General features: G+C 42.4%; 25 protein-coding genes and 2 pseudogenes. 10 read left to right on the forward strand and 17 right to left on the reverse strand.

All coding sequences use genetic code 11. From position 1 onward, the window contains the following. Positions 1–403: 403 nt before the first annotated feature. From HMPREF1139_RS12095 to HMPREF1139_RS03140, 8 genes and pseudogenes are all read right to left on the reverse strand, one after another. Positions 404–805: pseudogene (locus HMPREF1139_RS12095) on the reverse strand (methyl-accepting chemotaxis protein); the annotation flags it as partial. A 771-nt stretch (positions 806–1,576) separates the two neighbouring features. After that, positions 1,577–2,440 (reverse strand): annotated as a pseudogene (locus HMPREF1139_RS12100) (cache domain-containing protein); the annotation flags it as partial. A 133-nt stretch (positions 2,441–2,573) separates the two neighbouring features. Further along, positions 2,574–5,093 (reverse strand): molybdopterin guanine dinucleotide-containing S/N-oxide reductase, encoded by a 2,520-nt coding sequence (locus tag HMPREF1139_RS03115; RefSeq protein ID WP_009649906.1) that lies wholly within the window; start codon positions 5,091–5,093, stop codon positions 2,574–2,576. Continuing rightward, positions 5,090–5,686 carry a cytochrome c gene (locus HMPREF1139_RS03120; RefSeq protein ID WP_009649916.1) on the reverse strand — a complete coding sequence of 199 codons (597 nt, stop codon included), beginning with the start codon at positions 5,684–5,686 and terminating at the stop codon, positions 5,090–5,092. The genes HMPREF1139_RS03115 and HMPREF1139_RS03120 overlap by 4 nt, the downstream gene beginning before the upstream one ends. Before the next feature lie 162 nt (positions 5,687–5,848). Continuing rightward, positions 5,849–8,419 carry a molybdopterin-dependent oxidoreductase gene (locus tag HMPREF1139_RS03125; protein ID WP_009649924.1) on the reverse strand — a complete coding sequence of 857 codons (2,571 nt, stop codon included), beginning with the start codon at positions 8,417–8,419 and terminating at the stop codon, positions 5,849–5,851. A gap of 9 nt (positions 8,420–8,428) precedes the next feature. Further along, a complete protein-coding gene (locus HMPREF1139_RS03130; protein ID WP_009649922.1) occupies positions 8,429–10,942 on the reverse strand; it encodes a molybdopterin-dependent oxidoreductase in 2,514 nt (837 codons plus the stop codon). A 121-nt stretch (positions 10,943–11,063) separates the two neighbouring features. Beyond that, on the reverse strand, positions 11,064–11,642 hold the full coding sequence (locus HMPREF1139_RS03135) for a cytochrome c (protein ID WP_009649911.1): 579 nt from the start codon (positions 11,640–11,642) through the stop codon (positions 11,064–11,066). A gap of 369 nt (positions 11,643–12,011) precedes the next feature. Beyond that, entirely contained in the window at positions 12,012–12,935 is a 924-nt protein-coding gene (locus HMPREF1139_RS03140) for a Dyp-type peroxidase (RefSeq protein ID WP_009649904.1), read from the reverse strand. Between the two features lie 279 nt (positions 12,936–13,214). On the opposite strand from HMPREF1139_RS03140, the gene HMPREF1139_RS03145 reads away from it, so the two are divergent. Both HMPREF1139_RS03145 and HMPREF1139_RS03150 read left to right on the forward strand, forming a co-directional pair. Beyond that, positions 13,215–15,587 carry a helicase C-terminal domain-containing protein gene (locus tag HMPREF1139_RS03145; RefSeq protein ID WP_009649905.1) on the forward strand — a complete coding sequence of 791 codons (2,373 nt, stop codon included), beginning with the start codon at positions 13,215–13,217 and terminating at the stop codon, positions 15,585–15,587. 31 nt (positions 15,588–15,618) lie between these two features. Continuing rightward, a complete protein-coding gene (locus HMPREF1139_RS03150; RefSeq protein ID WP_009649900.1) occupies positions 15,619–17,349 on the forward strand; it encodes a portal protein in 1,731 nt (576 codons plus the stop codon). Between the two features lie 415 nt (positions 17,350–17,764). Here HMPREF1139_RS03150 and HMPREF1139_RS03160 read toward each other — a convergent pair whose 3' ends face one another. The 5 genes from HMPREF1139_RS03160 to HMPREF1139_RS03180 form a co-directional block, all read right to left on the reverse strand. After that, positions 17,765–18,112, reverse strand: coding sequence for a HicB family protein (locus tag HMPREF1139_RS03160; RefSeq protein ID WP_009649919.1), 348 nt, complete (start codon positions 18,110–18,112; stop codon positions 17,765–17,767). Next, positions 18,109–18,336: a type II toxin-antitoxin system HicA family toxin gene (locus HMPREF1139_RS03165; RefSeq protein WP_009649899.1), complete on the reverse strand. Its 228-nt coding sequence runs from the start codon at positions 18,334–18,336 to the stop codon at positions 18,109–18,111. The genes HMPREF1139_RS03160 and HMPREF1139_RS03165 overlap by 4 nt, the downstream gene beginning before the upstream one ends. Before the next feature lie 73 nt (positions 18,337–18,409). Continuing rightward, positions 18,410–18,613: a hypothetical protein gene (locus tag HMPREF1139_RS03170; RefSeq protein ID WP_009649908.1), complete on the reverse strand. Its 204-nt coding sequence runs from the start codon at positions 18,611–18,613 to the stop codon at positions 18,410–18,412. Positions 18,614–18,696: 83 nt separating this feature from the next. Continuing rightward, positions 18,697–19,326, reverse strand: a complete 630-nt coding sequence (locus HMPREF1139_RS03175; protein ID WP_050998741.1) for a hypothetical protein — start codon at positions 19,324–19,326, stop codon at positions 18,697–18,699. Between the two features lie 43 nt (positions 19,327–19,369). After that, positions 19,370–19,573 (reverse strand): hypothetical protein, encoded by a 204-nt coding sequence (locus tag HMPREF1139_RS03180; RefSeq protein ID WP_009649912.1) that lies wholly within the window; start codon positions 19,571–19,573, stop codon positions 19,370–19,372. A gap of 135 nt (positions 19,574–19,708) precedes the next feature. Between HMPREF1139_RS03180 and HMPREF1139_RS03185 the strand changes: the two genes are divergently transcribed. Continuing rightward, positions 19,709–19,915 (forward strand): acyl carrier protein, encoded by a 207-nt coding sequence (locus HMPREF1139_RS03185; protein WP_009649926.1) that lies wholly within the window; start codon positions 19,709–19,711, stop codon positions 19,913–19,915. Between the two features lie 858 nt (positions 19,916–20,773). Here HMPREF1139_RS03185 and HMPREF1139_RS03190 read toward each other — a convergent pair. From HMPREF1139_RS03190 to HMPREF1139_RS03205, 4 genes are read right to left on the reverse strand one after another with little or no spacing between them, the layout of a single operon-like run. Next, positions 20,774–20,995 (reverse strand): hypothetical protein, encoded by a 222-nt coding sequence (locus HMPREF1139_RS03190; protein ID WP_009649918.1) that lies wholly within the window; start codon positions 20,993–20,995, stop codon positions 20,774–20,776. 29 nt (positions 20,996–21,024) lie between these two features. Beyond that, positions 21,025–21,483 (reverse strand): sel1 repeat family protein, encoded by a 459-nt coding sequence (locus HMPREF1139_RS03195; RefSeq protein ID WP_009649903.1) that lies wholly within the window; start codon positions 21,481–21,483, stop codon positions 21,025–21,027. Between the two features lie 18 nt (positions 21,484–21,501). Continuing rightward, a complete protein-coding gene (locus HMPREF1139_RS03200; RefSeq protein WP_009649902.1) occupies positions 21,502–21,957 on the reverse strand; it encodes a hypothetical protein in 456 nt (151 codons plus the stop codon). Between the two features lie 9 nt (positions 21,958–21,966). Beyond that, entirely contained in the window at positions 21,967–22,344 is a 378-nt protein-coding gene (locus tag HMPREF1139_RS03205; protein ID WP_009649914.1) for a helix-turn-helix domain-containing protein, read from the reverse strand. A 115-nt stretch (positions 22,345–22,459) separates the two neighbouring features. Here HMPREF1139_RS03205 and HMPREF1139_RS03210 point away from each other — a divergent pair, with 115 nt between their 5' ends. The 7 genes from HMPREF1139_RS03210 (at position 22,460) to HMPREF1139_RS03230 (ending at position 26,030) form a co-directional block, all read left to right on the forward strand. Beyond that, entirely contained in the window at positions 22,460–22,666 is a 207-nt protein-coding gene (locus HMPREF1139_RS03210) for a hypothetical protein (protein ID WP_009649907.1), read from the forward strand. A 277-nt stretch (positions 22,667–22,943) separates the two neighbouring features. Beyond that, positions 22,944–23,252: a hypothetical protein gene (locus tag HMPREF1139_RS03215; protein WP_009649920.1), complete on the forward strand. Its 309-nt coding sequence runs from the start codon at positions 22,944–22,946 to the stop codon at positions 23,250–23,252. A gap of 3 nt (positions 23,253–23,255) precedes the next feature. Beyond that, complete coding sequence (locus HMPREF1139_RS03220) at positions 23,256–24,170, forward strand: helix-turn-helix domain-containing protein (protein ID WP_009649901.1); 915 nt, start codon at positions 23,256–23,258, stop codon at positions 24,168–24,170. A gap of 204 nt (positions 24,171–24,374) precedes the next feature. Further along, positions 24,375–24,782 (forward strand): hypothetical protein, encoded by a 408-nt coding sequence (locus tag HMPREF1139_RS03225; protein ID WP_009649898.1) that lies wholly within the window; start codon positions 24,375–24,377, stop codon positions 24,780–24,782. Between the two features lie 16 nt (positions 24,783–24,798). Next, positions 24,799–24,927, forward strand: coding sequence for a hypothetical protein (locus HMPREF1139_RS11960; RefSeq protein ID WP_009649915.1), 129 nt, complete (start codon positions 24,799–24,801; stop codon positions 24,925–24,927). A gap of 162 nt (positions 24,928–25,089) precedes the next feature. Continuing rightward, positions 25,090–25,293 carry a hypothetical protein gene (locus HMPREF1139_RS11525; RefSeq protein ID WP_009649921.1) on the forward strand — a complete coding sequence of 68 codons (204 nt, stop codon included), beginning with the start codon at positions 25,090–25,092 and terminating at the stop codon, positions 25,291–25,293. Between the two features lie 41 nt (positions 25,294–25,334). Beyond that, complete coding sequence (locus HMPREF1139_RS03230; protein ID WP_009649910.1) at positions 25,335–26,030, forward strand: tyrosine-type recombinase/integrase; 696 nt, start codon at positions 25,335–25,337, stop codon at positions 26,028–26,030. The last annotated feature ends 323 nt before the right edge of the window (positions 26,031–26,353 follow it).

Consider the following 26,353-nt stretch of genomic DNA (forward strand, 5'->3'; position numbering starts at 1 on the left):
CAGCCGTGTAGTAACTAGCAGCCGATATGGCTGCAAACGCGATAAACAACGCAATCAATAGCATGAGTGCTATTTTGTTGGTTATGGATCTCATAAAAGCTCCTTTACTATAAATTTACGTATTATTTGGGCGTTATTGTAACTCGATAATATTAAAGTAATCTTTAATTTATTTAAAAATTATAATGAAATATTACTCTTTAGCTTGCGATTTTTAGGGCATATCGATAAAAGCTGTAATAAAAATAAAGTTGATTTTATCAATTGATATATATAACTTGGCTAAATTTTATGAGTGAAAGATCATATATTTTAGAAGTTAAAGAGCGTGGAGATCTGGCTTGAAGACAAAGCCCTCAAGCCAGATTTACAAAATAAGAGCGAGTCGCTCACCCCTATAAATTTAAAATTTCTTCTTCCTTACATCCTGAGCTATGGATTTAGCCATATCATCTACTTCAGATGTCACTTCGTTAGTCCTGTTTGCAACAGTCACGTTTTGACGAGTTAGGTTATCTATTTGAGCAACTGATTGATTTATCATATTTATGCCTTCTGCTTGCTCTCTTATAGATTCACTCATCTCGTTTATACTTTGAGCTAAGACATTTGTATTAGCCTCTATCTCACCAAGTGATTTTTGTGTTCTTTCAGCTAGTTTTCTCACCTCGTCTGCTACAACGGCAAAGCCTCTACCGTGCTCTCCTGCGCGTGCTGCTTCTATTGCAGCATTTAGTGCTAGAAGGTTTGTTTGATCTGCTATGTCTCTAATGATCACTATGATGTTTTTTATCTCTTCAGATTGTCTTATGACATCTTGTGTTTTTTGGCTTATTGCACTCATCGAGCTTGACATCTGCTCTACTGCTGCTGCACTTTCTTGAAGTGAGCTTGCTTGAGAATTTGCTCCGTTTGTGAGCTCTTTCATAGAGTCGGCTAGGATTTGGGCTTTTTCTTCGAGACTATGAGCTTGATCCAGGCTGGATTTGAGCATATTTGAAATTTGCTCGCCGAGAGAATTTATACCCACAGCTAGAGTGCCATTGTCGTCGATCCTTTTTGTAAAGTCTTGATTTTTAAAGCTTTCAAGCAGTTTTAGCAGTTCGACATTATTTTTGGCGATATTTTCTTTAAGGGCAACTTGAAGCTCTTTAAACGTATCTTTTAATTGATTTAGCGCCGGGTTTGGCGTGTTTGCATCAAGACTTGCCATAAAGTCACCTGATTTTATCTTATCTACAAAGCGATTTGCCTCTTTTATGAAGTTATTTTCAGCGGTCTTTGCAGATTCGATCTTAGCGATATTTTCGTTGATGAGCTCGGCCATAACGCCAAATTCATCTTTTGTCGTGACATCGGCTTTTACAGGCTCTTTTATCTCAAAATTTAGATATTTAAAGAAAAAGTTAAGCGCATTTGAGATAAAGCCAAGCGGCTTAAGGAATCGGCTGACTACAAATATCAAGATTGCAACGATCAAAACGATGAAAATGACTGATAGGACCGACTGGCTCAAAAGGACTTTATTTAGCACGGGCGTGTAGTCATTTAGTGAATTTCCGGAGCATACGAGCCAGTTTGCAGTAGGGTAAATTTCGCATGCACCAAGCTTTTGGTCATCTCCTAGCTCATAAAAATACGCCTTACCGCCGTTTTGCTTATACTCTTTTATAAACGTATCGATCGCAGCTTGCAGTTTTGGCTTTTTTGCCATTATGTAGTCTTGATTTGGATGATACACCAAGAGTTTTGAGTCTATGTCGGTTATGTTTATCGCACTGGTCGCAGACTCTTTTATCTGCGCGATATTTGAACTGATGTCGTCAAGATACATATCGCCAGAGACTACGCCCACTATCTGTCCGTTTATTTTTATCGGCGTAGTTATCGTGAGACTCCATTTGCCGCTTGACTGAGCTACGTATGGCGGAGTGAAGATGAGCCCGCCCTTTTCTACGGCTTGTTTATACCAGCCCTTGGTCCTAGCGTCGAAGTTATCTTTTTGTGGTGTTAAATTTACCACATTTGGCAACTGTCCTTTTTTGATGATGGCATCATAAATTTCGCCTGTATCCGCAAAGCCAACGTAAAATTCAGCCATATTTACAGCTGTTGCAGCGGCTAAAAGATCGCCTTTTAGCTTTTCTTTATCGTGCATAAGCTCTGGCTTGCTCTCGATATATCTAGCGAAATTTTCAACAGCCGAAACCTTGGTATCCAAAAACTCTTTGATGAAAATCGTCGCCGAGCGAGTCGATGACTCTTTGGCTGTTTTTGAAAATTCCAGTATGGTGCTTTGCGTATTTTCATAGCTTATCGTAGCGAATATAGCAAACGAAATCGTCAGCAAAACAAGGATTATAAGGGCTATTTTGTTAGCAACTTTTTTAAGCATCGTGTTCCTTAAGAGTAAAATTTTCGGCATTTTAGTTAAATTCATATTAAAAATAATTTAAATTTTATTTATAGTTTGTCTTACATCTATGTTTCAGTTTCAGAAAGCCAAATTTACGATGGTTTTACACTTGTTATGAAATTTCAAAAAGGACGGACCGAGCGATCCGCCCCATAATTTAAGCAAATTTCGGATCTTTAAAAGCCGTTAGCTCAGGGGCAATGCCTTTAAATTTCTCGATATTTACTAATGCCGTGTGTGCGATATTTCCATTTGCTAGTTTTGAAGATGGGATATCAATAGTCAAGACATTCGGACAACCGTTCTTACAGCAACCTTTTTCATCTGGATCATACCATGCGCCTTCGTTTATCTTTACTATATCTTCCCCAAAGTCATCGGTTAATATAGCTCCAGCTATTATCTCTCCTCGTTTATTAAAGACTCTTACTAAATCACCGTCTTTTATACCTTTGCGCTTTGCGACGTTTTTGTTTATCCAGATAGGCTCTCTATTATTTATAGCATAACGGTCACGCAAGCTCGTATAATTAAGCTGTGAATGTAGTCTATCCTCGGGATGAGAGGAGATCATATGAAATTCTGCCGGCTTATCTTTCATACCTAGCCATTCAACAGGCTCAAACCATGCAGGATGTCCCCAGCAGTCATCATAGCCAAATCCAGCTACGACATCAGAGTAAATTTCGATTAATCCAGACGGTGTTCCAAGTACATTTAGTATAGGATCTTCTCTAAATTTACCGTATCTTACATAAGTGTCACTCTCCGGTGTGGAAGCAAAAATAACAGGCTTATTTTCCGCCCAAAATTCATCAAAAGGCTTCATGTCGGTGGATAGATCCGGTACGGCCTTGACTTGAGCATAAGCGGCATCATAAAATTCTTTTATCCAATCCATCTCGGTTTTACCATTTTGAGTATATACCTCATAAAGTCCGTCAGCATAAGCTTTACAAAGATCACTAAAGACCTGATAGTCATCTTTTGCCTCTGCAAATTTTTCTACGACTTGCTTCATGGGTACTATGTGCATATTTGAGTACTCGCCACTCATGACTATGTCATTTCTCTCAAAAGAAGTCGTGATAGGAAACACAATGTCAGCCATTTTTGCCGTCGGCGTCCAGTAAATTTCATTTACGACTACGGTTCTGGGCTTTTGCATAGCCTTTGTAAGAGTATTTAGGTCTTGGTGGTGAGTCATAGGATTTCCGCCAGCCCAGTAGAAAAACTGGATATCAGGGTATGTTATTTTCTTGCCGTTATGATCTATGACTTTGCCAGGATGCAGCATAACATCGGCTATCCTTGGAGCCGGAAAGTTATACTTTTTAGTTTTTTCTATCCATGCTTGGACAGCTGGAGATTTATGAGTACCCGTAAATTTACCATTTTCATCAAAATTTCCTATATTACCTCTACTTATACCTGTTATCACACCACCTTTACACGTAGGAACTCCTCCGTTTGCATAATGATAACTAAGACCAAAGCCTCCTCCAGGTAGTCCGATCTGACCTATCATAGAAGCAAGAGTTATTAGCATCCAGTGAGGCTGCTCGCCGTGATGCGCTCTTTGCATGCTCCAACCAGAAATAAACATCGTGCGATTATCCATAAATTTATCCGCAAGCTCTCTTATCACTTCGGGTTTGACCTGGCAAATTTTACTCGCCCATTCTGGAGTTTTAGCTACGCCGTCACTTTTACCCAGCAGATACGGTAAAAATTTCTCAAAACCATAAGTATAGGTTTCTATGAAATCCTTATCATATTTTCCTGAGATATATAGATGATGGGCCATACCGAGCATCATCGCTACATCTGTATTCGGACGAGGGGCGATATGCTTACATTTATCATAATATTTGACTGTTTCGCTCCTTATAGGATCTATCACGACCACTTCTATATCTTTGCTTTTAAGCTCCTCAAAATACTTAAACCCAAGTTCATCCGTAGTAGTCCAAGCTATCTTTAATGTTAAGATAGGATTTGCTCCCCAAATGACCACGACTTTTGAATTTTCAAGTACGACAGGCCAAGAGGTCTGTTGTTCATAAACCTCGATGCTACCGACTACATGAGGCATCGTAAAGCTTACCGCTCCGGTAGAATAGTTTCCCATTGTAACGATAGCTCCACCTGTTAAATTCATAAACCTATGCAACAAAATAGTAGAACTATGAAAATTCCCACTTGATTTCCAGCCTTGAGATCCTGCATATATACTCTCGTCTCCATGTTCCTTTCTAGTTTTTTTAAGCTCTCTAGCTACTAGCTTTATCGCATCCTCGTATTCAACACGTACCCACTCATCGCGCCCGCGAAGCTCCGGTTTTGGACTATTTGGATTTTGTAAATAGCTTTTTCGTACCATCGGATACTTGATACGTGTTTTATAAACAGAATCTGCAGTATAATACTGAAGCGAATTATAAATTCCGCTTACCTTTTGGTATGGCTCGGACTTTACTATAATGCCATCTTTGACTGTAACGTTTAACATTCCCCAATGTGTAGCGGTCAAGACGGTCCCATTTCTAACTAAGCCCGAGCCTATATCCGACATCTGAGCACCTATCAAATTTGAAAATGCACTAAATTTACTAGCGATGGGCATAGCTCCCAAGATCGCACCATACTTTAGTATATTTCGTCTTTGCCTATTCATTTGATCTCCTTTAGTTTGACATCTTCTGAATGTTTTTGCAGATACTGAATAACAAGCCATTCGTCATTTTTCTCGATCGCCGTCCTGCTTAGCATGGATTGTAAAAGACCTGGCCATTGGTTAGCTTTAGAGTGCGACGGCTCGGGAAGCACATGGCAAATTCCACAATTTTCATTATAAATTTGCTCCGCTTTTACAAGCATAGGCTTTAGCTCATTAGTAAAATTATCTTTACTTGCATAAGCTACAACTTGCGCTTTATCCCATTTGCCACTCTTTCCTTTTTGCAAAATTTTAAATTCGATATTTGCTGTTTTTGAAAAAGCTGCGGCAATTACGCGCTGTGAATCGCTAAAGTAAATCACATTTGCTACACTTGGATTCACATATCCTGTGATAGTGAGCTTTACTCGGTCATTTTTTACAGATTCGATACTTACTGCATTAGTGGGAAGTAATCTACCTATGACCTTACTCGAGGATTCATCTATGTAAAGTGACTTTACGACATCGGTATAAGCCTCATTTTTGCCAAATAAAAAACAGGCAAAGATCATTAGTGCCAAAGCGCCTTTAAAAGCCATTGATTTCATTTTTCCTCCTTACGATTGTGTAATTGCAGATATTGAAATCTTAAAATATTATAGTGCTTGAAAAGTGCTCGTATAAAAATAAATTTAAATTTTATTAAATATAAAGATTTGCTATGGTTTTAAGATTTAAAAAAGGACGGACCGAGCGATCCGCCCCATAATTTAAGCAAATTTCGGATCTTTAAAAGCTGTCAGCTCAGGAGCTTTACCCTTAAATTTCTCGATATTTACTAATGCCGTGTGAGAGATATTGCCGTTTGCCAGCTTTGAGGTCGGGATGTCGATCGTTAGGACATTTGGGCAGCCGTTTTTGCAAAGCCCGCTCGCGTCAGGATCATACCACGCGCCCTCGTCGAGCTTGACGACACCCTCTTTTATATCATCGCTCACCACAGCGCCCGCCAGCACCTCTCCGCGCGCGTTATATACACGCACGAGATCGCCATTTTTGATACCCTTTTTCTTGGCATCTTTCGTGTTTATCCACACGGGCTCGCGATCTGCCACGGCGTAGCGATCCCTTAAAGCGGTGTTGCTTAGCTGCGAGTGCAGGCGGTCAGTCGGATGAGGGCTTAGCATGTGAAACTCTGCCGGTTTATTTTTCATGCCCAGCCACTCGATCGGCTCAAACCACATCGGATGTGCCTTGCAGTCGTCATATTTCATCGCCGCTATCGTCTCGGAGTAAATTTCAATCAGCCCTGATGGCGTACCGATAGCGTTTAGGATCGGATCTTCTCTAAATTCGCCAAATCTCACCCATGCGTCGCTTTCTGGCGTGCTGGCAAAATTTACCGGCTTGTTTTCCGCCCAAAATTCCTCAAACGGCTTCATGTCAGTCACCAGATCAGGCGTAGAGCTCACCTGCGCATACGCCGCGTCGTAATACTCCTTTATCCAGTCAAACTCCGTTTTGCCGTTCTCGGTGTAGGCGAGCACCAGCTTGTCTGCATACGCCTTGCAAAGGTCGGAGAAAATTTGATAATCATCCCTCGCTTCGGCAAATTTAGCCACGACTTGCTTCATCGGCACGATATTCATATTCGAGTAATCGCCCGTCATCGTGATGTCGTTTCGTTCATACTGCGTCGTTGTCGGGAAAACGATGTCCGCCATCTTTGCTGTCGGCGTCCAATACGGGTCATTTACGACGATGGTTCGCGGTTTGCGCCACGCTTTTACGAGAGTATTGATGTCTTGATGATGCACGAGCGGGTTGCCGCCGACCCAGTAGATAAAGTCGATGTCAGGATAGGTGATCTTTTTGCCATTATGGTCTATCACTTTGCCAGGATTTAGCAGTGCATCCGCGATGCGAGCGACAGGAAAGGCATACTTTGTTGCCTTTTGTAGCCAGCTTTGTCCCGTGCCTGCCGCACCTTTGGCGGCTTTACCGATAAACTGCCCGTGGCTGTCAAATTCGCCAAATGCCGTGCCGATGAAATTTCCTTGCTCGTCGAAATTCCCTACGCTGGAGCTGTTTATGCCGCCGATGACACCGCCTTTGCACGTCGGAGCGCCGCCGTTTGAGTAGTGATAACTAAGCCCAAAGCCCCCGCCAGGAAGCCCGATCTGCCCTAACATGGCTGCTAGCGTCACCATCGTCCAGTGCGCTTGCTCGCCGTGGTGCGCGCGCTGCATGCCCCAGCCACTCATCAGCATCGTGCGATTATCCATAAATTTATCCGCAAGCTCCTTTATGAGCTTTGCTGGCAGGTCGCAAATTTTACTCGCCCACTCCAAATTTTTAGGCGTGCCGTCGGTTTTGCCCAGCAGATATGGCACGAATTTATCAAAGCCGCTCGTGTATGTCTCGATGAAATTTTTATCGTATTTACCCGATGTATAAAGATAGTGGCACATGCCTAGCATCATCGCCGTGTCGGTATTTGGGCGCGGAGCGATCCAACGAGCCTTGTCAAAATACTGCACCGTTTGCGTTCTGACCGGGTCTATGACGATGACTTCGATGTTTGATTTTTTGAGCTCTTCAAAATACTTAAATCCCTGCTCGTCGGTGCTCGTCCATGCGATGCGAAGCGTGGAGATTGGGTTTGCACCCCAGATGACGACGACTTTTGAGTTTTCCAGCACCACAGGCCAGCTGGTCTGCTGCTCATAAACCTCGATACTACCGACTACGTGGGGCATTATGACCTGGCTAGCGCCCGTGGAGTAGTCGCCAAGAGAGCCCACGAAGCCGCCGCTTAGATTCATAAAGCGGTGAAGTAAAATTCGCGAGTTATGCACGTTGCCACTTGACTTCCAGCCGTAGCTGCCGGCAAATACGCTTTGATTACCCTTTTGTTTGCGTGTCTTTTTTAGCTCTCTTGCGACCAGCTTTATCACGTCCTCGTAGCTCACTCTGACCCACTCGTCACGCCCTCTTAGCTCTGGTTTTGGGCTGTCGGGGTTAGCTAGATAGCTTTTTCGTACCATCGGGTATTTGATACGGCTTTTATAGACCATATCGGCTGTGAAATTTTGCAGCGGATTTGAAATTTCGCTCGTTTTTTGTAAAGGCTCCGATTTTACTATGACACCGTCCTTGACCGTGACTTTTAGCATGCCCCAGTGAGCTGCGGTGACGACCTCGCCGTTTTTCACGAGCCCCGTGCCAAGCTCACTTGCGCTTAGTCCGACCAGGTCTGAAAGCGGGCTAAATTTCATAGCCACAGGCATAGCGCCAAGTAGCGCCGCACCTTTTAATAAATTTCGTCTTTTCTCGTTCATTTTATCTCCCTATTTTGAAAATTTAGGCTCGTTAAATGCGCTAAGCTTAGGAGCTACGCCCTTAAATTTCTCGATATTGACAAGAGCCGTGTGCGCGATGTTTGCATTTGTGAGCTTACTTGACGGGATGTCGTTAGTTAGGACATTTGGGCAGCCGTTTTTGCAAAGCCCGTTCGCATCAGGGTCATACCATGCCCCCTCAGCGAGCCTAGCCACGTCCTGCCTGATCTCATCAGTCACGATAGCGCCGGCTAGCACCTCTCCGCGCTCGTTATATACTCGCACGAGATCGCCATTTTTGACACCAAGAGCTTTGGCATTTTTGGTATTTATGACGATTGGTTCGCGCCCCGCGACGCTAAATTTATCCCTTAGTGAGGTTTGATTTAGCTGCGAGTGCAGGCGGTTACTAGGATGTGGGCTTACTAGATGTATCGAGGCTGGTTTGTCCTTCATACCTAGCCATTCAGACGGCTCGATCCACATCGCATGTCCTTTACAGTCGTCATAATTCATCGCCGCTATCGTCTCGGAGTAAATTTCAATCAGCCCCGATGGCGTGCCAAGAGGATTTAGGATCGGATCTTCTACAAATTCGCCAAATCTCACCCACTCTTCGCTCTCTGGCGTGGCTTCAAATTTTATCGCCTCGTTTTTGCTCCACCATTCGTTAAATTCAGGCATGCTGATACCTAAATTTGGGTTGCCATTTACGGCTTTTGCCGCTAGGTCGTAGCACTTTTTGACAAAGTCAAGGTCGCTCTTGCCGCCCTCGGTGTAAATTTCAACCAGCCCGTCGGCATAGGCTTTGCAAAGATCAGAGAAAATTTGATAGTCGTCTTTGGCTTCAAACTGCTTCTCAACCAATTGCTTTATCGGGCTTATGTATTGATTTGAATAATCGCCCACCATCGTGATGTCGTTTCGCTCGTATGGCGTCGTGACAGGGAAAACTATGTCCGCCATCTTTGCCGTCGGCGTCCAATACATCTCATTTACGACGATGGTTCGAGGCTTTTGCCACGCTTTTACGTTTTTGTTGATGTTTTGCTGATGATTTATCGCATTTCCGCCCGCCCAGTAGATGAAGTCGATGTCAGGATACTTTATCCTTGTGCCGTTGTGATCTATCGTTTTGCCCGGGTTTAGTAGCATGTCGGCGACTCTGGCGACCGGGATAGCAGCATGAGAGAGCTCGTCAAGCTCCTTTTTTAGCTTTTCGTCCGCCACGTCTTTTGCGTAGCCGATAAATTTATCATCTTTTATCACGCCGATGTCGGCTGGGTTCATACCGCCGATGACGCCGCCAAGCGCGGTCGGTACGCCACCGCCTGCGTAGTGATAGCTAAAACCAAAGCCACCCCCTGGCTGACCGATCTGTCCTAGCATCGCCGCGAGCGTGACAAGCATCCAGTATGGCTGCTCGCCGTGATGAGCGCGCTGCATAGCCCAGCCGCCCATTATCATCGTGCGGTTTTGATAAATTTTAAGCGCGAGCTGCTTTATCGTCTCTTCATCGATGGTGCAAATTTCGCTCGCCCATTTTGGCGTTTTTGGCGTGCCGTCCGTTTCGCCCAGCAAATATGGCAAAAATTTCTCAAACCCAACGGTGTAGTTTTCTAAAAATTCCTTGCTGTAATTGCCCGTTTGATAAAGATGATACGCCATGCCAAGCATCATCGCCGTATCGGTATTTGGACGCGGAGCGAGCCATTTTGCCTTGTCAAAATATTTGCCAGTCTCGCTTTTAACCGGGTCTATGATGATGATTTCTATGTTTGATTTTTTAAGATCCTCTAGGTATTTTAAAGCCATCTCATCAGCGGCTGTGTAGCCAACGCGTAGCGTCGTCACCGGGTCGCTTCCCCAGATCACGACTACTTTTGAGTTTGCCAGCACCGAATTCCAGCTGGTTTGCTGCTCATAGACCTCGATACTGCCGGTCACATGCGTCATTATGACCTGCCCTGCTCCTGTGGAGTAGTCGCCAAGCCCGCCTACAAAGCCGCCCGTTAAATTCATAAAGCGGTGCAAAAGCGTCGTGGAGCTATGCACGTTGCCACTTGATTTCCACGCAGGAGACTTCGCATAGACGCTACTTAGTCCCTTTTGTTTGCGCGTCTTTTTTAGCTCTCTTGCGACCAGCTTTATCGCGTCCTCATATCGCACGCGCACCCACTCGTCACGCCCTCTTAGCTCTGGTTTTGGGCTATCGGGATTTGCTAGATAGCTCTTTCGCACCATCGGGTATTTTACGCGAGCTTTGTTATAAACTAGTTCCCCAGTGTAATCCTTAAGTGGATTTTCTAGCTCGCTTAGCGTCTGAAACGCTTTTGAGCCAACGATCTTGCCGTCTTTTAGCGTGGCTTTCATCATGCCCCAATACGCAGCCGTTAGCACTTCGCCGTCTTTTACGAGCCCTGTTTTTATCTCATCGCCAAAGGCAAATGTGGTCAAATTTGAGCTCGCCGCGACGCTAAGCAGTGCACTGGTCTTTAAAAATTTTCGTCTTTTCTCGTTCATTTTTCTCTCTTTTTTACTTATGAGTGCTTTGTGGTTAAATTTAAAGCACTTTGACTTCTTTGCAAAATTTGCCAGAAGCGACTTTTAGCGGCAAATTTGGTTAGAATTTGCGCTAAATTTGCTATTTTTTATCTACATTGACATCGCTTGAATGCTTTTGCAGATACTCTATGACGACCCATTGATCCTCTTTTTGGATCGCCGTGCGATTTACCATCGATTTTAGCAGGCTTGGCCATTGATTTGCGTTGTAATGCGTCGTAGCGTGCAGTCCGTGGCACACACCACAGCTTTCTTTATAAAGCGTTTCGCCTTTGTTAAAAAGCCCTTTTAGATCGCTCGTAAAGCCGTCTTTGCTCGCATAAACGATAGTCTCAACCTTGTCCCATTTACCGTCCTTGCCTTTTTGAAGCACCTTTATCTCGGGGTTTGCCGTCTTTGAAAACGCTACTGCGATGACGCGCGCAAAGTCGCTAAAATACACGACATTTGGCACGGCCGGGTTTTGATAGCCCTGCACTGCGAGCTTCACTCTATCGCCGCTGGTTTGCAGAATTTTAACGGCATTTGTTGGCAGCAGCCTGCCGATAGACTTCGTGCTAGTCGCGTCAGCATAGACGTCCTTCACGCCCTCGCTATACATCATATCTGCCCCAAAGAGCGAACACGCCAAGAGCGCGGATAAAACTAACTTTTTCATTTTTCTCCCTTAAAGATGGTTTGGTGTTTCAAAATTTTATCTAAAAAGGCATGATGAAAGTATGATTTTTTATCTTAGGAAGTAAAATTAATTTTTTAAATTTATATTTTAGGCTAGTAGTCGCTCTTTACGAAAGTGAAATTTTAAAATTATATAATGCTTTTGGCTGGAAATTTGAGCTGACCAGGGTTAAATTTAGCTATTATGGCTACCTTAAATCCACATTAAGGTATTCGTTTAAAGAATTTTATCAAGGGTGGAGCGCTATTTTTTAAATTTGGCTGAATGTAAATTTACCCGTCCGCCCGCGCTCCTTTACCAAAAAGTGTAGGGGCTAAATTTAACCCCAAATTTAAGCTTCAAGCCGTGCTAATCGGCGCTGTAAGCCTCCAACATATCAAACGTCGGAGCGAAAAACAGCGTACCGGTCTTTGGCGTACTGTAATCAAGCAGCCTGTCGTAGTTGCCCTTTGGCTCGCCGATAAACATACTTTCAAGCATCATTTCAAGCGTAGAAAACGTGCGTGCATACGCGATGAAATACGTTCCCACTTCGCCGCCCGCCATGAACGGCATATTGTCTCGCACGACTTTTTTATCATCGCCCACATTTGCCGCAGCCGAGTGCGAATTTGAGGGTTTTTCACTCTCGCTCATTTCGATGTCACTATGCTTGTAGCGTCCGATTATCTTTTCTTGCTCGCTTACTGGTAGCTTGTTCCACTCACTCATCGGGTGGATGTATTTTTGCACGAAGAGATAGCTACCGCCCTTAAATTTCGCGTCCTCATCGCCTACTTTGGCATAGATGTCTCTGTCCTCGCCTTGCGGATTTTCCGTGCCATCGACAAAACCGATGATCGCCCTGCCGTCCCAGTATCTAAAGCCCTGCACCTCCTCCACGCATGTCGCGACGCCGCTTAGGACGTCTTTTACGTGCGTTGCCATGTCAAAGCAAGCGCTCGTGCAAGTGGCTCTGATGTGGATATGGATGTCGCCTTTTGTCGAGACCGCCGTGTGCTTTTCACCGATGACAGGCTTAAAATTTATAAGCTCCTTTGGTAGCGGAGTCGGCATGTCAAGTAGCTTCCACGCGTCATGCCCTACGCCTAAAACACAGCTCACGTTCGCATCGCCAAATCTCACTTTGGCAGTCTTGTTTAAATTTATCACGAGTCCGCAAAGCCGCTCAAAGCTACTTTTACAGGCGTTTTTGTCCGCTGTGAAATTCCACACCATAAAGATCGTATTATCACCCGGTGCATCGGTGACGTTTTGAGATCTAAAATCCATTTTTACTCCTTAAATTTAAGATTAATTTTAAAATCATTTAGCCCAAAGACCGTTTCAAAGCTCGCTGTCCGTTTGGCTTACCTGAAATTTTATCACTAAAATTTTAAACATAAGTTATTTTGTTCGCCGTTCTTAGATTTTCTTGCGATAAATTTAAGCGATACCCCATACCTTGGGCTTGACGCACTAAAAGCCAAAGGCATAACGACCTTTGACGAGTGGGCGAACCTTTATGGCAAGGTAGAAAGCAACTTTGAGATAAACGCAGCCGGCAAATACGTGCAAAAGGAAAGATTTGCAAAATTTGAAAACCTACCAGAGCTGATGCGCGAATACGGCAAATTTGCAGATATCATCACAAACGACGATGTCAAAGCCGATCTGGCAGCAAAAGGGGTGAATAACTTCGTGCCGCCTATTGAAAAGATAAAAGTCATAGCCCAAATAAGCCCAGAGCAAGAAAGTTATACAAAGGAGCTACTGGATAGATACGAGGTGCTTGATAAAAAGCTTCCGGGATATGAAAGCGACAACTATCTAAATATAACAAACGATGCAAAAAAGGCAAGCCTTGACATGAGGACGATAAATCCAAATCTGCCAGACTTTGAGGGCTCAAAGGTAAATCTAGCCGTAAAAAACGTGATAGATGAGTATCACAGATATGATGATACCAAAGGCACGCAAATCATCTGCTGCGATCTATCGACACCAAAACTAAAGCAAAAACAAAGAGCGCAACTTGAAGAGCTAAAGCAAAGAGCGCTAAGAGGCGATGAGGAGGCAGAGGCGAAGCTGGAGGCAAAGGCTGCCGAGGGACTAAGGCTGGATGATAAATTTAGCGTGTATGAGGATATGAAAGAAAAACTGATAAAGCAAGGCATACCTGAAAACGAGATAGCTTTCATCCACGACTACGATACTGCGGACGCAAAAGGCGAACTGTTTGCAAAGGTAAATAGCGGCGAGGTGAGGATAGTTTTTGGCTCTACTCAAAAGATAGGCACCGGGGTGAATATCCAAGAAAGAGTGAGTGCACTTCACAATATCGACGTGCCTTGGACGCCAGCAGCACTCGAGCAAAGGCAAGGCAGGGTAGAAAGGCAAGGAAACAAACTGCTTGATGAAAAGCAAAATTTCAAGGTCAAGGTATATGACTATGCAACAAAAAAGATGCTCGATGCGATGAACTGGGAAAAGATAGAGCAAAAAAGAACATTCATAGCCCAAATCAGAAAAGGTGACATCGCTCAAAGAAGTGCAGAGGATATCAGCGACGATGTAGTAGATGCAGCTACTATGAAAGCGTTAGCTAGCGGAAACCCGGACATTTTAAAGGAGATCGAGCTAGCCGGCAAGATAAAAGAGCTGGACGCTGAAAAAAGACGCTTTATGCAAGCAAACATCAATGCAAGCTACAAGATGAAAAACCTACAATCAAACATAGACTACTATCCAAAAGCCCTAGAGGAGACGAGAGCGGATATAAAAGCCATAGAGCCAAGGAGCGAAAAGGAAAATTTCGTCAAGATCGCAGATAAGGAGTATAGCTTCAAGGATAGAGGCCAAGCTATCGCTCAAATACTAAAAAGCTTGCCGTATTATGACGGCAAAGAGGTAAGGCTCGGCAGCTACCGCGGATTTGAGATAGTGGCCCAGAGGCGTGGCGGTGTATATGCCTTTGCGCTTGAAAACGAACGCAGCTATGCGCTAGCAAGTATAAAGCTTGGCGAGATAACGGAGGGGCTTTTTACAAGGTTTGATAACGTGCTAAAAAATATCCCGAGTGAAATTTCAAGGATAGAAAAGAGAGCCATAGAAGATAAAAAAGAGCTCGTATCTCTAAAAAAGAACGAAAACAAAGGCTTTAGCAAAGAAGCCGAACTAAGAGAAGCGATAAAAGAGCATGACGAGATCATAGCAAAGCTAAAACAAAGCGACGCGAACAATGAAGTCATTTTAAACGCAAACATAGCTCCGCTTGCAGCGCTACTTGGCTTTAAAAAAGATGAGGACAGCGAGGACGGATATAGCTTTGACGGCACAAAAGCCGTGATAGCTACCCTGCTAGGGCTTGGCGCCATAAAAATGGCAAAGATGAAATTTAGCGGCGATGATATAAAAAGGCTGGCGCTAAATGCTAATAACGGACTAAAAAACTCTCTGGCAAGAGTGCTAAATATCACCAAGCTGGATAAAGAAAAAAGAGGGATTTATAATGTGACTTTCAATAAAAAGAAAGCCACTTATATCAAACAAGACCTTGATGATGTGGATAGTGCTTTAATAAGATATAAAAGAGGCGATAGGCGCGATGGTGCTAAGCATATAAAAATAAGGCATTTGACAGATAAAGATCAAGAAGGGTATGTGACAAACGACGAGCTTTTAAATGTCGGTAAAAATATGCGTGAGTTTTTGGCTAAATATAAAGAGCCTTTTATAAATAAGCGCAATGCAAGAATATACGAGTGGGAAGATAAAAACGGTGTGAGATTTAGGCTTGTGGTAAGTAATAAAACCGCAGGGACGTCTTACACGACTGAATTACCTCGACCTGCGGTTTCTGATGAAATTATAACCTTTTATTCTGACAGAAACCTTAACGAAAAGATGACTTTTGAAAATCCTATATTAAGGGGCGAGAAGTGATGAAAACAGAGCAAAATTTAAAGGATAAAATATGCTAAGCATAGATCAACTAAAAGACATACTAGAAGAAGCCGTTCAAAAAAATGCGGCAAGCATAGCCGAATACCGCCTAGCAAAGAGATACTATGGAGGAAAACAACTGCCAAGCGATGTGATATCCATACTAGAGGAAAGAGGACAGCCGCCTATACATGAAAATATCCTTGCCATGCTTATAGAAAAGATACAAGGCTATAAAGACATGTCAAGGCAAGATACCGAAGTCATCGGCAGGCAAAAGGCGGACCGCGACATGGCGCTGGTGCTTGGCGACATCATCAAGGCTATCAGCGATACACTTGAGTTTTCACGCCAAAAAAAGCGAAACGATGAAAATTTACTGCTTGGACTTGGCGTGGCCGAGGTATGGATCAAAGAGCTTGACGCGAGCGATGAGTGGGGCAAGAAAGAAAAGGCTATCACAGTTAGCACCATACCCTCTGATATGTTTTATATAGATCCATATTCTTGTGAGGAGGACGCAAGCGATGCGAAATACTTCATCAAGCTCATGAGTATGGACTTTGAGGATGCGAAAGTATATTTTGGCCAAAAGGCAAATGCACTAAAGCTAAACATCATCTCAAGATATAGAAAGCGCGTGAATATATATGAATTTTGGATCAAAGAGCCCGATAGCCAATCTCAAAACGGCTATACGTGGAATAGATACATAATGGGCGATACCTTGGTGCTACTTAGATACGAGAAAAGCCCATTTGCAAACGGTATGCACCCTTTTGCCGTCTGCAAACTCAAAATCGATGATGAAAACAGATGGTATGGCTTTTTTAGAAACCTTAAACCTCAAATAGATTTTATAAATTTTGCCGAGAACAGAATGGCAAATATGATAGGCAGCTCAAAGATACTCTATGAAAGCGACGCGGTAGATGACGCAGATACTTTTGCAAAAGAGATAAATATCGATAATGCGGTAGTTCGCGTAAAAAACGGAGCTCTAGCAGATAAAAAAATAGAGATCGTAAATAATCAGCCTCAAATCTCAAATCTAAGTGCAAAGGTAGCGGACGCTAGAGCTACCGCGCAACGCCTCAGCGGACTAAATGACGAGACGCTGGGGCTTGCGGTAAATCGCCTAAGTGGCTCAGCCATAGAGCAGCGAAACAATGCCGGTATAGTGAGCCTACAAGGCTTTTTAAGCGCGAGTGCTGCAATGGATAAGATGATATTTTTAAAGGCGATCGATCTCATCACTCGCTATTTCGATGCCGAGCAGGTATTTAGAATAGTCGAAAAGGACAACGCCGAAAGGTATTTTACGATAAACGAGAAAGAAAGAGATGCAAACGGCGATGTAAAGATCAAGGACGGCAAAGCGGTCGTGAAAAACAAAATCAAGGTCGGCATGTATGACATCAGCCTAAATCTAGTGCCGCATGTCAAGACTAAACGCGAGGATATCCTAAAACACTGGGCTGAAATCATCAAAACTATCACGCCGATAGATCCAAACATGATAAAACGTCTAATACCGCTGATGCTTGATGATAGCGACAGTCCTATCGCAAGAGATGTCAGGGAGATGATGATAGCAGACGACCAACAAGCCTCGAAGCAAGCCAGCCCAGCCGAACAGCTGCAGATGCAAAACATGCAGCTTGACTTGCAGCTTAAGCAGGCAAAGATACAAAATTTAAAGGCCGATGCTCTCAAAAAGATAGGCGAGGGAAAAGAGGAGATGGGTAGAGCGAGGGGATAATGCCAGCTGTCAACTATCAGTTGGCAGCTACTTGTAAAAATTTACATTAGTCAAAAATTTCGCTATGACTACCGACTTCGACGCAAGTCAGGGTCAAAATATCATCTTGTTTTTTATAAACGAGCAATCAATTTTGTTTAGTGGCTTCTTGATCGTCATTATTTAGCTTCTTAAAAGCTCTTTTTAAGCTTTTGGTATAGGCTATATCAAGCATTTAGGCTTTTCTCGAAATCATTAAAATTTTTAAAAGTTTCGACCTCGCCATTTTTAACTTCTTTGATAGCTTTGTCTAGTCGAGATGGCTTTTTGTGCTCCACGACGTCGATATTTGCAAATTTAGCCATTTGTTTTACAAGCTCGATGAATTTATTATCTGAAGTTTTAAATTCTAGGCTAATTATTATTTTTGTTTTCCTTATCTTTGTCCCGCTAAAGCTCTACTGGCTGCGTTGGCAAGAAAGGCCGAGCGGTTAGAGGCTACCTTATCGATCGCTTCTAGCAAGCTTTTAGGGAGTGAGATATTCACTCTTATAGTTTTCGTCTCGGGCTCACGGATGAAATCACCTCTCTCCAAATCGGTTTGAATAACGAATTTAAACGCCTCTTTGACATCAGCTATCGCCTCGGCTTCGCTCTCGCCATCGCCCATTACATAAGGGTAGTCTTTATATCTCGCAAAATATCCGCCACCCTCTTCTTTGGTGAGTTTTTTTACGATGATTTCATAAGGCAAATTTAGGTAGTAGTTCAAATCTTTTTTCATTTTTCATCCTTTAGCGCTTTTAATACGTTTTTTACATAAAGTGGCTTTATAGGGCGTTTATATGGCACTGTTATACGCTCGCCGCCCTTTCTGAACTGCCAATGAGACGAACCGTTGTTTAGAGCCTCCCAGCCGTCACTTTCAAGCAAATTTTTAAGCACCTCAAATCTTACGTTTTTTGGGTTATTTTCAAGTTCTTGTATCAGTTTATCTCTTTTACTCAACGCCTAGCCTTTTTAAGTATTATACACACGGCTTTTAAATATGAGCTTAAAAATTTAATATTTCTGTCTAGCTTTAGGGCTCTATGAGTTTGCCCTCGGCTACAAGGTCTAAGTTCCATACCGTTCTAGCCTCGTCTTCATCTGTGTAGCAGTATGCGGTCCTGTCAAAGGTTTGCCAGCCTTTTACTTTCAACTTATACTTCTTATTGATATAGTTTAGTATGACTTTTATGCTGTTGCTTGCATAGTTTCCTTTATCTTGCTCTCTACTCATCATTCCGTTGGGTCCGTAATGAACCTTAGTTAAATTCCAAATTTTCATCGTTCGTCCTTTCGTTAAATTTAGGGGCAAAGCCCCTATCATAAATCAAGAATTTGCATATAGCGTTTAGATGTCTCGTGCGTGCCCTCTTCCCATGCGAGTATCTTTTTCTCTCCATCTACTGATATGAGCTCCCAGTCGGCTACGGTGACGCCAAAGCTTTCTTTGAAGTAGTTTTCGTTGAGCCAATATGTTGTTGCATCATCAATGGGCTCATCAAGGAATTCGACCTCTATCTCGTCCTCTATGAGACCGATAGTCTTTGGCTCGTGTAAATAGCCATTTCCATCATCAAGCGCGATAGTTTCATCAAAGCCTCTCATATATTCATCTTCGTTTGCCACTTCCATATGTATAGCTAGGCCGTCCGCTTCTATGACGAGAAATCTTTCGTCGCTTTCAAAGTCGCCATCTACGAGTATCTCTTTTGATATCTTTTTGATGAAGTCAAAATCCTCAAAAGTATCGGCGTCTATGTCTTTTGCATCGATCTGCTCTATGCTCTTGCCAGCAAACACTTCCGAGACTTTATCAAGCGGTATGAGATAGATGCGTGCACCATAGATGTCGTATCCTTTTTGAACCTCTCTTTTTTTCATATATAGGTATTCAGGGCGCTCTCCGCCAAACTCAGTGCCTGATAGGTTTAGAATTTTGTAAAGTGTCATTTTCATATCCTTTAAAATTTGATAAAATAAAGGCTCTCTAAATTTAGAGAGCAACTTTGCGGCGAGATGGTAGCTTGGTAGGCAGCGTCTCGCCGTCTTTCATATCTTCAAACGCCAAAAGCACCAATTCGCTACCCTTGACGAACTCATAATAGCGCTTGTGCTCTTTTGAGCTTATCACGCCGCGGCGAAGCATGTAGCCGCTAGCCTCTAGGCTTAGGGCGATTTGTTTCGTTAGCTCTTTCATTTTTTATTCCTTTCATTTAATTCATAATGTAATTATACATTTTAAATTATTAAAAATGACTTAAATTTATCATAAATAATTAAAAATATTACATTAAGAATTAATTTTGTATAATTTCAAGTGTAAGGAGTTAAAATGGAAATAGGAGAATTTGAAAAACTGCTGAAGCAAGCAGGGCTAACTAAAAAAGAATTTGCAAATTTGACCGGCATGAACTACAATAGCGTCGTGAACTGGGGAACGAAAAATACCTATGCGCAGTGGGTAGAGCCGTTTTTGACCGCCTACATCAAGGCAAAGAAGTATGACGAACTCATAAAATCCGTGAAATCCGCCGTATAATTCACACTGCTTTGCTTTGTCTGCTCGCCTCACCACGCCCTGCATTTCGCGCCTGCTTTACTTCTCTTCTTAGCCACGCGCCGCTTTCGTGCTTGCTTTACTCTCCTCTTGACCGCTCGCTTCACGTACTGCCCACCGCACCCTACCGCGCCACATTTTACCGGCCGCGTGCCACATGTGAGATTTTAGCTTGCCTTGCAGGCTACGCCCGCCGTCATTTGCGTCTTTGAGGCTGTTTTTACGGTCCTTCGCTTAGCTTTTTGGCTTTTAGATATAGAAATTTGGCTGTTTTTATACCAAAATTTGCGTGCGGATTTGAGTTTTTAAAGTCGTTGCAATTTTTGCAAGCGGGTTTTGGCGAGGGTTCTGGCGTGAAACATAGATCGAAAGAGTGAAATTTTAGCTTGCATGCTTTTGCCGGAGTTTAGACCTGCGTGGGTCACAGGCAGAAAAGTAAGTGCAGGCTTAAAGAAAGCTTTGACAAAACGGGTCGAAACAAACGCCGTCGTGTCAATTACCCTACGGAACTGGCAAAGCAAACGCCGATATAGACGCATTTTATAGGCTGGGCTTTGGCACAATCGGGCAAAATCTGTGTCGCAACGAGATAAATTTAAGAGGAATTTAAGGTAAGGATACACGCGCTTATGGCTTGGCTATCTGGCTTTTTGCTTTTGGGTTTTAGGCTTTGGCCGAGCGGATTTATTAGACCGCCTGCTGCGAGATCGAAATTTGCCCCTTTTTGACAGGGCCTATTTTTCGTTGGTCGCGGGGGGGGTCCAAGACCCACGGAGAAATAAATTTAACCCTAACGCTCGTTCATACAATAGTTTTAAATTTTGAAGTTCTTTGCAAAAGCTACCATGGATTTTTAGTGCCTTTCTTGCCGGTATATGGATTGTAGTTGCCCTTTGTAGAGTAGTTGTTTAGCTTCGTTTTATCACGATTTGTGCGGTAATGTGGGGCGACGTAGCTTCCGTTTTTCCTGATATGCCCGCCAACAAAGTGAGAGCCATAAGCTAACGCAAATGTGGGGGCCAGTAGCACTATGATAAAAACAAAGATAAAAAGTTTTTTCATGTTTAACTCCTAAATTTAAAATATAGCAATCATTTACTCATTCGTTTATATTCTGTGCAGCCACCTTGAAATCCATAATCACAAGCCAGACCAAAAAGCCTCTTGGCTTCTTTTGTGCTATATCTTACGCACTGCCCACTTAGATACGCATAACCTAGCAAGAAGCAGGATTGGTCATCCTTTTTGTCGCAATAATCTCTTAAAATTTTCAATCCATCCTTGCATTGTCCATCAAAAATAAGCTCCTCACCAAGTGCAGAAGGCGGCTCAAACGGATTAAGCTCATAATACTTTTTAAAGTATTTAATCGCCTTTTGGGATTGCGGAACGGGCTTTTCTTTTGTGAAAAAGCATGCTTGTAAATCGTTGCGCTCTCCTTTTGGTGCAGCATAACAAAAGCCTAAGTTTAAGCAAAACCTAGACAAACCCCTATGACAATATTCATCAGCCTTATTTAGACGATCATAATCGTCTTTTATGGCATACAAGATTTCATAACATGCGCTTTAGTCGTCTAAATCACATGCCTTTACCATATATTGCTCTTTTAGATGTTTAAAGTTTTGTGTAATTTCACTAGATTTAAAATCATCTATAACACCTGCGAATAAATGACAAAGCGTAGCGTTGTTTTCAGTATCACACTTATATTTTAATCCGTCCATAAGTATTTTTAACGGCTCTTTTGCTTTTTGTATCTCTTTTTGGCGATCATATATTGCCACAGCAAGGGCACAGTCTGCTATATCGTGACTTTTTATGCAGCTTTGTGAAATTGTCTCTAAAATTTTTTTATGCGCTTGTGCTTCATCGTATTTTTTAAGTAGCTTGGTTCCTTGAGCTTCATATTTTAAAAGCGTATTGTTAAAAAATAGCTGCACATCGCTATCGAAATCAACATGTGCGTTAAGACTAACCCACATAAATGTGGCAAAAGCAAATAAGGTTTTATAAAATTTCATTGATCTCCCTTAAAATTCTGCTTCTTTCACTTTTTTTAGCCTTTCAATAAGCGTTATCAGCTCGGCTTCGATTTTCGGCGTGCGATACTCTTCATAAAGCTGGCAAAACTCTGCCAAAGTTTTATCTATCGGCATCCCCTTAAACCCGTTTATGGTATTGTTGTCGCCTTTTAAAACGATACCATTGTTGTTGCCATTGACAAGTATGTCCATATCCACCCCTAGTTTTTTAGAAAATTCTGAAAATCTTTTTTTTGGAATACTCCCTTTGGCTTTCCAGCCGTCCAAAGTTCCATAAGGAATTTCCAATATTTTTCCAAGTTCTCTATCAGTTTTTACGCCCAATAAGAGCCTTATCTTTGATAGGACTTCTTCTGCTTCTGTCATAATTTACTCCTTATCAAAGTAAAATACTTGACTTTATTATAAAAAGGAAGTATAATTCTTTTAAAATTACCAAAAGTTACTAAAATTATACCAAAAAACTTAAAAAGGAATAAATATGCAAGGATTAATAGTAAAAATAGATGCGAGAAAGATGATATTGGAGTTCGGAAATATAAGCAATTTCGCAAGACAAAACAACCTACCTAAATTTGCTATTTTCGATCTACTAAAGAAAAAAGACAAGCCAGTGTATTTTTTTCATAATTCACAGATAAAGCAAACTTACGACAAATTACGTCAAATGGGCTACGTCATCGAGTAGCCCTCGTGCGCTGTAATGCCCCTTATTGAAGCTGCGAGGGGGTTTTAGAGCGCACGAGCTCATAAGTGTAAAAATGGTAGCTCTGCATCCGGTGCAGACAAACACGCGATATTTTACTTAGCATTGTTGATTTGTGATTAGGTTGGCGGCTGGTAAGTTCGCGGTAACGGCTTTTTGGTCGCCTAAATAAATTTAGCCGAATGTGTAAAATTTTAAATATTTGGCTAGACCACTAAGGCTTACTAGCTTTAGCGGGCGTAAAAGCAAAGGATGAACGATGGCAAGACTTTTAGCAGTGCCATGGCGCATAGTGAGCGACGAGAGAGTTAGCGACGAGGCAAGGATACTGTTTTTACATATCGCCAAGATCGCAGACGATGACGAGGATGATATCTGCCATGCAAGCGACGAGGAGCTAGCCTCGGCAATGGGCGTAGATAGTATAAAAAAGCCCTTTGAGGAGCTGAAAAAGGCTAGATATATGATCGTCGATGAAACCAGCGAGGGACGAAGTCTAAGGCTAAGGTATGACGTGGCGCTTGACTTTTTAGAGGCTGCAGGATACCACGAAGCCGTAAAAGGCTGAAAGATGGCAAAGACTATCAGCAAGCCAGAGCGGCTTGAATTTGACATGACGCTTAGCGGTAGGGCGAAGTTTTTCTACTCCATGCTCGTAAAGCTCTCAAAAAACGATGAGGAGTGCTGCGTAGCGTCAAATCAATATTTGGCTAATAAGTGCGGATGCTCGACAAAGACGATAATGAGGATACTAAGCGAACTAGAGGATGGCGAATATATAGGCATACTATATAAAAATATAAATAACAAGAGCGGTAGGAAAATTTTTACTAAAATCGACCTATTTCTTAAGTATCAAAAAGATATAGAAGTTGAAAATCCGTCGGACATTTTTGACGCACGAATGTCTCACGAAATGTCCGACGACTATCCTATTATATGTAATCATGTAAATTTAAAAGAAAATATAAAAAGAAAAGTCGAAAAAAATTCAAAATTTGACGAGCAAATTTTAGATGAGCTTAAAGATATCAAAAAAGAAAATCCAGCTCATTTTAAAAGCAAGCAAAAATCCGTAAATCAAGTAAATATCTTCAACGTAGTCTTACCTAAGAGCGTAAATCCTCAAATGTGGGCGGACTTCGTGGCAATGCGAAAAGAGAGCAAACACCCTCTGACGCAGACGGCTGCAAAGGCGATCGTAAATAAGCTAAGCACATTTGAAGCGCAGGGGCTAGATTGCAACGAGATATTAAATACCTCGATATGCAACAGTTACAGAGGAGTTTTCGCGCCCGTTAAGCAAAAAGTCTCAAATGTGGGGCGCGGTGCAGAGGAGATAAGCAACTACATACGCTCAAAGGTGATGCACGAGAACTTCGACCCCGTAAAAGCTATGCGAGAGGGCATAGACGAGCTGGTCGACGGTAGAAAGGTCGCCTTTGGAAGTGTCGGCGGTAGAATGAGGTTTTACTTTGTAAATTAAAGCCTACGTAAGGGGATCAAATTTACACGTGATCAAACGAAAGAGATAAAACTAGAGGGAAAACACGTCCATAATTTTATCTCTTCTTAAAACGGCTCTAAATGAGTTTTTAAAAATTTAGATGTGAGCGAAGCTAGATGACAAAGCATATTACAATATGCTTTGTTTAGCGTAGCGAAAAGTAATTTTACGAAAGGAGAGGTCATGAACCTAGCTATGGATGTCACAAACAAGGGCGATTTTAATGCCTTTGAGATGGGGCTGCTGTCCGAGCTGATATCAGCAGTGCCTAATCATAGGCAAAGCGAACTGGCAAAGATGCTCTTTTGCGATACGGACGGATTAAATAGACTACGAAACGGCGTCATAACGATGCCCATGGTAACACATTACGTCAAAAAGACGTTAAAGCGAGAAGCCAAAGATAGAGCCGCGATCGTTTATGAGGATTTTAGAAACGGGGCGGACATAAAGCTTTTTAGCGATAAAGAGATGAAAGAATACGACACCCTCGGTATAGGCGACGGCTTTAGGCAAAAGATAGCCGAAAGGATCTATCACAATCTAGCAAGTGGTGTGCTCGAGTGTTTAGACGGAGCGACAAATAAGTAGCATAGAGGCGCTGCAAATGCAGCTAAACGAGATAGGCGAAAAGCTAAACAAACTACTTTTTGAGGTGATGAAAAACTCAAGCATGCTTGTAACCTTAGCCGATGCAGCAAGGATACTGGATCTAAGCTACTCGGGGGGCTTATAAGAGACTGATAATGGAGGCAAATTTTGAACCTCAAAAGGAGATATTTTTTAGGATAGGCAAATGGTATGTGAGCTACGAAGCGATAAGCAAACTAAAATCCAAGCTTTGGTAAAATCTCAATCGTCAAATAAGCAAGTCGTTTCCGATAACAAAGGAGACGAAATGACAAATCACGCATACATACGCGGGAATATGGTTTGGGTAGATGCGACGTTTGAGGGTAAAAGATATAGGGTCAGCACAAACAAGAAAGCGGACAAATTCAATCTTGCTTGGGCCAACAAACACTATATCGAAATAATTACAAGGCACATCGTATCGAAAAAGGAAAGCGAAAAAAGGACGCGTCAGGAGACAGCAAATTAAATGAGTTTGCCGACAAGCGTTTAGAGGCCTACGAGGGCAGAGTGAGATTTTTAACTCATAAAACCTACGTAAGAGACTTTCAGCACTGGATACTGCCAGATTTCGGAGATACAGCGCTTAAAGATATAAGACCGCTAGCTTTGGATACTTGGCAAAACAAGCTAAGACAAAGAGTGTCTAACAAAAGGATATACAACATCCGCTCGGTCTTTTCGATGATATTAAAAGATGCAGTAATGGATGAGCTGATAAAGCGAAATCCATTTGATAGTGTTCCGAAGTTAAGAAACGAAAAGGTCGAGATAAAACCCCTTAGCCTTAGTGAAGTGCAAAGAGTGATAAGCGTGGCTGATCCGCACTTTGCAAATGTGCTGAAGCTTGCCTTTTTCACCGGGATGAGGACGGGTGAGATGATAGCCCTGCGCTGGGACAAGATAGACTTTGAAAAAGAGACCATCAGGATAGATCAGGCTATCAGATGCGGCATGCTAAATCCGCCAAAGACGCAAACCTCTATCAGGATCATAAAGATGTTGCGTCACGTAAAAGAGGCTTTGCTAAATTTAAAGCAAGATAACGATAGTGAATGGGTTTTACCTACACAAAACGGCACTATGCTTTATGAGCCTAAGACTTTAAACAGAAGATGGAAAGAGGCGTTAAAGCGTGCCGGGTTAGAATATAGTGTCTTTTACCAAACAAGACACACGTTCGCTTCATTAGATGATAGCTGCTAATGAAGATCCTTTATGGGTAAGTTCCATGATGGGGCATGCAGATGCAACTATCACCTTTAAGCCTTATGCTAAAAATTTGGCAACAAACAAGGTAAGAGCTGCTTTCTTAAACAATTTGGATATTTAATCCGCGTTCTTTAAATTAAAAGCAGCTTAAATGGCACATGTGTCAAGATATGGAGAAGCTCGATTTTATAGTTATTCACAGTAACTTATAAATGACAGCTACGTCACAATCTTGTCACAATGGACAAAAGCGTTTAAAATAGATGCTTGGTATCGCTACCTAAAACATCGTATTTTAGGCCTTATAAACTGGTTGC

This window comes from Campylobacter sp. FOBRC14, from assembly GCF_000287855.1.
Lineage (GTDB): Bacteria > Campylobacterota > Campylobacteria > Campylobacterales > Campylobacteraceae > Campylobacter_A > Campylobacter_A curvus.

Bases quoted from the DNA above. Each gene is read 5' to 3' on its own strand.
- HMPREF1139_RS11525 (WP_009649921.1), top strand. From the start codon at position 25,090: ATGACAAATCACGCATACATACGCGGGAATATGGTTTGGGTAGATGCG.
- HMPREF1139_RS11960 (WP_009649915.1), top strand. From the start codon at position 24,799: ATGCAGCTAAACGAGATAGGCGAAAAGCTAAACAAACTACTTTTTGAG.
- HMPREF1139_RS03150 (WP_009649900.1), top strand. From the start codon at position 15,619: ATGCTAAGCATAGATCAACTAAAAGACATACTAGAAGAAGCCGTTCAA.
- HMPREF1139_RS03215 (WP_009649920.1), top strand. From the start codon at position 22,944: ATGGCAAGACTTTTAGCAGTGCCATGGCGCATAGTGAGCGACGAGAGA.
- HMPREF1139_RS03125 (WP_009649924.1), bottom strand. From the start codon at position 8,419: ATGAACGAGAAAAGACGAAATTTATTAAAAGGTGCGGCGCTACTTGGC.
- HMPREF1139_RS03185 (WP_009649926.1), top strand. From the start codon at position 19,709: ATGGAAATAGGAGAATTTGAAAAACTGCTGAAGCAAGCAGGGCTAACT.
- HMPREF1139_RS03130 (WP_009649922.1), bottom strand. From the start codon at position 10,942: ATGAACGAGAAAAGACGAAAATTTTTAAAGACCAGTGCACTGCTTAGC.
- HMPREF1139_RS03135 (WP_009649911.1), bottom strand. From the start codon at position 11,642: ATGAAAAAGTTAGTTTTATCCGCGCTCTTGGCGTGTTCGCTCTTTGGG.
- HMPREF1139_RS03180 (WP_009649912.1), bottom strand. From the start codon at position 19,573: ATGAAAGAGCTAACGAAACAAATCGCCCTAAGCCTAGAGGCTAGCGGC.
- HMPREF1139_RS03220 (WP_009649901.1), top strand. From the start codon at position 23,256: ATGGCAAAGACTATCAGCAAGCCAGAGCGGCTTGAATTTGACATGACG.
- HMPREF1139_RS03190 (WP_009649918.1), bottom strand. From the start codon at position 20,995: ATGAAAAAACTTTTTATCTTTGTTTTTATCATAGTGCTACTGGCCCCC.
- HMPREF1139_RS03160 (WP_009649919.1), bottom strand. From the start codon at position 18,112: ATGAAAAAAGATTTGAACTACTACCTAAATTTGCCTTATGAAATCATC.
- HMPREF1139_RS03120 (WP_009649916.1), bottom strand. From the start codon at position 5,686: ATGAAATCAATGGCTTTTAAAGGCGCTTTGGCACTAATGATCTTTGCC.
- HMPREF1139_RS03210 (WP_009649907.1), top strand. From the start codon at position 22,460: ATGCAAGGATTAATAGTAAAAATAGATGCGAGAAAGATGATATTGGAG.
- HMPREF1139_RS03205 (WP_009649914.1), bottom strand. From the start codon at position 22,344: ATGACAGAAGCAGAAGAAGTCCTATCAAAGATAAGGCTCTTATTGGGC.
- HMPREF1139_RS03175 (WP_050998741.1), bottom strand. From the start codon at position 19,326: ATGACACTTTACAAAATTCTAAACCTATCAGGCACTGAGTTTGGCGGA.
- HMPREF1139_RS03115 (WP_009649906.1), bottom strand. From the start codon at position 5,093: ATGAATAGGCAAAGACGAAATATACTAAAGTATGGTGCGATCTTGGGA.
- HMPREF1139_RS03140 (WP_009649904.1), bottom strand. From the start codon at position 12,935: ATGGATTTTAGATCTCAAAACGTCACCGATGCACCGGGTGATAATACG.
- HMPREF1139_RS03200 (WP_009649902.1), bottom strand. From the start codon at position 21,957: ATGAAATTTTATAAAACCTTATTTGCTTTTGCCACATTTATGTGGGTT.
- HMPREF1139_RS03225 (WP_009649898.1), top strand. From the start codon at position 24,375: ATGAACCTAGCTATGGATGTCACAAACAAGGGCGATTTTAATGCCTTT.
- HMPREF1139_RS03170 (WP_009649908.1), bottom strand. From the start codon at position 18,613: ATGATGAGTAGAGAGCAAGATAAAGGAAACTATGCAAGCAACAGCATA.